Source organism: Mesorhizobium sp. M7A.F.Ca.CA.004.12.1.1, assembly GCF_003997835.1.
In the GTDB taxonomy this organism is placed as follows: domain Bacteria; phylum Pseudomonadota; class Alphaproteobacteria; order Rhizobiales; family Rhizobiaceae; genus Mesorhizobium.
Genome location: NZ_RZRK01000592.1, coordinates 1 through 3,848 on the forward strand (window position 1 = coordinate 1; position 3,848 = coordinate 3,848).

Genomic DNA, 3,848 nt, shown 5'->3' on the forward strand with positions numbered 1-3,848 from the left:
GAACAAGGGCGGGCGCGGCGGGCATTATTTTCCGCGGATCTCGTTGGCGATGCCGGCATCCCTGAGGATGCGCCGTGCCGCGTCGGCCTGGTCGGCGTCGACCATGACGCGTTTCTGCAAAAGACCGATCGATCCTTCGAGAATGCTCATATTCTGATCGGCGACAAAGCAGGCGATGCCGGCGTCGCGCATCAGCGATTCCACAAAGGAGATGATCACGGCATCGTTGGTGCGGACAAGTTCTATCATCGTATGAAACTCGCAGTTTGCGCTATTGATGTAAACGGGCAGGGGATTCCGAGGCAGAGCCCCGTTCCCTCTGTGGTCGTTGACATTCCGTCATCGACGCCGCGCCAATTCGCCACTTGCCGTGGCCATGTCCGCCGCCCTAGAGTCCATGCAGGGACTAAGGGTGCCGTCGCACGCTCTATACCAAGACGGGAGTGATTGTCGTGGGTGTCGTTCTCAACATCGAAAACGGGAAGCGGGAGCCCGCCTCCATCAAGGATCTGATCGATCTGACTGCCGCCGATATGGGGCGCGTCAATGAATTGATCCTGTCCAAGGCCGGCTCCGACGTCGAGATGATCCCGGAGGTCGCCAATCATCTGATCTCGTCCGGCGGCAAACGGCTGCGGCCGATGCTGACGCTCGCCGCCGCGCAGATGTTCGGCTATGCCGGCGAGGGCCACGTCAAGCTCGCCACCTCCGTCGAATTCATGCACACGGCGACGCTGCTGCACGACGATGTCGTCGACGAGAGCGGCATGCGGCGCGGCAAGAAGACCGCCCGCATGATCTGGGGCAACCAGGCAAGCGTGCTGGTCGGCGACTTCCTGCTCGGCCAGGCTTTCCGCATGATGGTCGATGTCGGCTCGCTCGAAGCGCTCGATATCCTGTCGAGTGCTGCCTCGATCATCGCCGAGGGCGAGGTTATGCAGCTTGCCGCCGCCAAGAACCTCGAAACCACCGAGGACGAGCATTTCGCCGTCATCAAGGCCAAGACCGCCGCACTTTTTTCGGCTGCTGCCGAGGTAGGGCCCGTCATTGCCCAGGCGACCCGCAACGATCGTGCGGCGCTGCGCTCCTACGGCATGAATCTCGGCCTTGCCTTCCAGCTGATCGATGACGCGCTGGACTATGGCGGCACCAGCAAGGATCTCGGCAAGAATGTCGGCGACGATTTCCGCGAAGGCAAGGTGACCTTGCCGGTCATTCTCGCCTATCGGCGGGGCACGAAGGCCGAGCGCACTTTCTGGAAGCGTGCCATCGAGGACAATGTCACCGATGACGCCGGCCTGGAAAAGGCGATCGGCCTGATGACTCGCCATGGCGCCATCGCCGACACGATCGGACGAGCCCGCCATTTCGGCGAGATCGCCCGCGACGCGCTGGCGCCGCTGGAAGCGACGCCGCAGAAATCGGCGCTGATCGACGTCATCGATTTCTGCATCAGCCGGGTGAACTGAGCGGCGTCACCCGGTTGCCCGCTGCTTCGCCTTTCCCGGCAAAGCGAACGCGGCCAGCAGGCTGACAAAGATGCCCGCCGCCGCCAGCCAGAAGGCGATCTGTATGCCGTCGGCGATCGCGGCCTTCAGTGCATCGCCAGTCAATCCGCCGACATGGCTGTTGGCGATCGCGATCAATGTCGCCATGCCGATCGCGTTGCCGATGTTGAGCGTCGTGCAGGCCATTCCCGAGGCAACGCCCTGTTCGTCGTGTGCCACGCCCGACGCGGCCGCGATCCACATGGCGGTCCAGACGATGCCCTGTCCGACACCGGAGATGATCAGGCCGGGAACGATGGCGGCATAGCTGCTGTCGGCTGATGCTCCAAGGACCATCAGCGCTGTGCCGGCTGCGCCGACTATCATGCCGCCGACCAGGGTCGAGCGTGTAGAAAAGCGCGTCGCCAGGCGCTCACCGAGCTGCGTGCCGGCGGCGATGGCGATCGACGGCACCAGGAACGCCAGGCCTGTTTGCAGGGCGGTGAAGCCATGTACGGTCTGCAACAGCACGGTCAGGAAATAGGGCAGGGCTCCGAACGTTCCCATGAACAGGAAGGTGATCGTCATGCCGGCGACGAGGCTGCGATTGCGGAACAGCCGCAGCGGCATCAGCGGGTCAGCGCTCTTCGCCTCAATCAGCGCGAAGGCGATAATGAAGATCGCTGCCAGTGCGGCGCTGGCGATGATCGCTGGCGAACCCCAGCCATATTCAGGTCCCTGGACCAGCGTGAAGACCAGCAATGTGGCGCCTGCGGTGACGGTCAGCGCGCCCGGCAGATCGAAGTTGCGGTGCTGGTGCCGCTTGGGATCGCGCGGAATGATGGCAAATGCGGCGATGATGGCGATGCCAGCCAGCAGCACATTGACGTAGAAGACCGACGACCAGCCGAAGGCGCCTGTCAGGATTCCACCGGCCAGTGAGCCAAGGGTAAGGCCGCTCGCGCCGGCACCGCCCCACACCGCCAGCGCCCTGTTGCGTTCCGGTCCTTCGGCAAACAGGCGGTTGATCAGCGAGAGCGTCGCCGGGAACAGGAAAGCGCCGCCGATGCCTTGCACGGCACGCGCAGCGATGATGATTTCCGGCGACCAGGCGAGGCCGCCGACCAGCGACGAAAGCGCATAGAGCCAGAGCGCGAAGATGAAGATGCGGCGCTGACCGATAAGGTCGGCGGCGCGGCCGCCGAACAGCAGAAAACCGCCGGTAAACACGGTGTAGGCGCTCACCACCCATTGCAAGGTCTGGCCGGAAAAGCCCAGCCCAGCCCCGATTTCGGGCAGCGCCACGAAGACGATGTTGATGTCGAGAGCGATGATAAGCTGGGCGAAGGCGAGCAATGCCAGCGTGGCGCCGCGCTTCGCGCCAATCCCTCCCTGTGTCGCAGTGGCGCCGAATGGCAGCCCTTGATCGAGTGAACTCATGCCAGTCTCCTTTCGATTCTTTATCGATCGACAAAGAATTGAATTTGCAATCTTGAGTCAAGCGGATTATTTGTGGATCGATAAAGAAATGGAGGTTGCGATGGCGGGACGGCCAAGGGAGTTCGACAGAGCCCAGGCTCTGCAGAAAGCGCGCGATGCCTTCTGGATGCGCGGCTACGAGGGCACCTCGATGGCCGACCTCGTCTCCATGCTTGGCCTGGCCTCGGCGCGCATCTATGCCGCCTTTGGCTCGAAGGAGGATCTGTTTCGCGAAGCCGTTGTTCTCTACGAAACCAGCGAAGGAAGCTTCGCCACCGGTGCCCTTGCCGAAGAACCAACCGCTCGGCGGTTTGTCGAGCGGCTGCTGCGCGATGCGATCGATATCTACACAAGGCCGGATCTGCCGAAGGGCTGCATGGTTGTCTCGGCCGCCACCAACTGCGCTACCGAAAATGACGGCGTGCTGCATTGGCTGGCCGAGCGCCGACTGGCGCGCAATGCATTGATTGTGGAGCGCCTGAGAAAGGGTGTTCGCGACGGCGACCTCAAGCCGGATACCGATCCGGAAGCGCTTGGCGACTACTACACCACGCTGTTGTTTGGCCTCTCAGTGCAGGCGCGCGACGGGGTGCCGAAGAAGCGGCTGCATGACCTGGTCACCGTGGCGATGCCTGCGCTCGACGGTTTCGTCTCACAGCCTTGAGTCTTGCTTCTGGCGCCTCGCGATTTCGACTGCAATTGTCTCGACAAGCTGCCCTGCCGCAAATTATCTATAAAACATGGCAAAGGGCACAGACGACACCATCGCGGTGCGCATCAGCAAGGTTCTGGCGGACCGCATCATATCCGGCGCGATCGAGCCGGGGGCCAGGCTTCGGCAGGATCATATCGCCGAGGAATTCCAAACCAGCCTTGTTCCCG

The 3,848-nt window shown here is 62.6% G+C and carries 4 protein-coding genes and 1 pseudogene; 3 read left to right on the plus strand and 2 right to left on the minus strand.

Going from position 1 to position 3,848, the window contains the following annotated elements; genetic code table 11:
• Positions 1 to 24 precede the first annotated feature (24 nt).
• Positions 25 to 249, minus strand: coding sequence for a DUF2007 domain-containing protein (locus tag EN984_RS25695; RefSeq protein WP_063167652.1), 225 nt, complete (start codon positions 247 to 249; stop codon positions 25 to 27).
• Positions 250 to 452: 203 nt separating this feature from the next.
• Between EN984_RS25695 and EN984_RS25700 the strand changes: the two genes are divergently transcribed.
• Positions 453 to 1,469: a polyprenyl synthetase family protein gene (locus tag EN984_RS25700; protein WP_127272280.1), complete on the plus strand. Its 1,017-nt coding sequence runs from the start codon at positions 453 to 455 to the stop codon at positions 1,467 to 1,469.
• A gap of 6 nt (positions 1,470 to 1,475) precedes the next feature.
• On the opposite strand, the gene EN984_RS25705 is transcribed toward EN984_RS25700, so the two are convergent.
• Positions 1,476 to 2,927, minus strand: coding sequence for an MFS transporter (locus tag EN984_RS25705; protein ID WP_127268977.1), 1,452 nt, complete (start codon positions 2,925 to 2,927; stop codon positions 1,476 to 1,478).
• Positions 2,928 to 3,027: 100 nt separating this feature from the next.
• On the opposite strand from EN984_RS25705, the gene EN984_RS25710 reads away from it, so the two are divergent.
• Together EN984_RS25710 and EN984_RS25715 are read left to right on the plus strand one after the other, a co-directional pair.
• Complete coding sequence (locus EN984_RS25710; RefSeq protein WP_127268976.1) at positions 3,028 to 3,630, plus strand: TetR/AcrR family transcriptional regulator; 603 nt, start codon at positions 3,028 to 3,030, stop codon at positions 3,628 to 3,630.
• A gap of 76 nt (positions 3,631 to 3,706) precedes the next feature.
• Positions 3,707 to 3,848, plus strand: a pseudogene (locus EN984_RS25715) (GntR family transcriptional regulator); the annotation flags it as partial.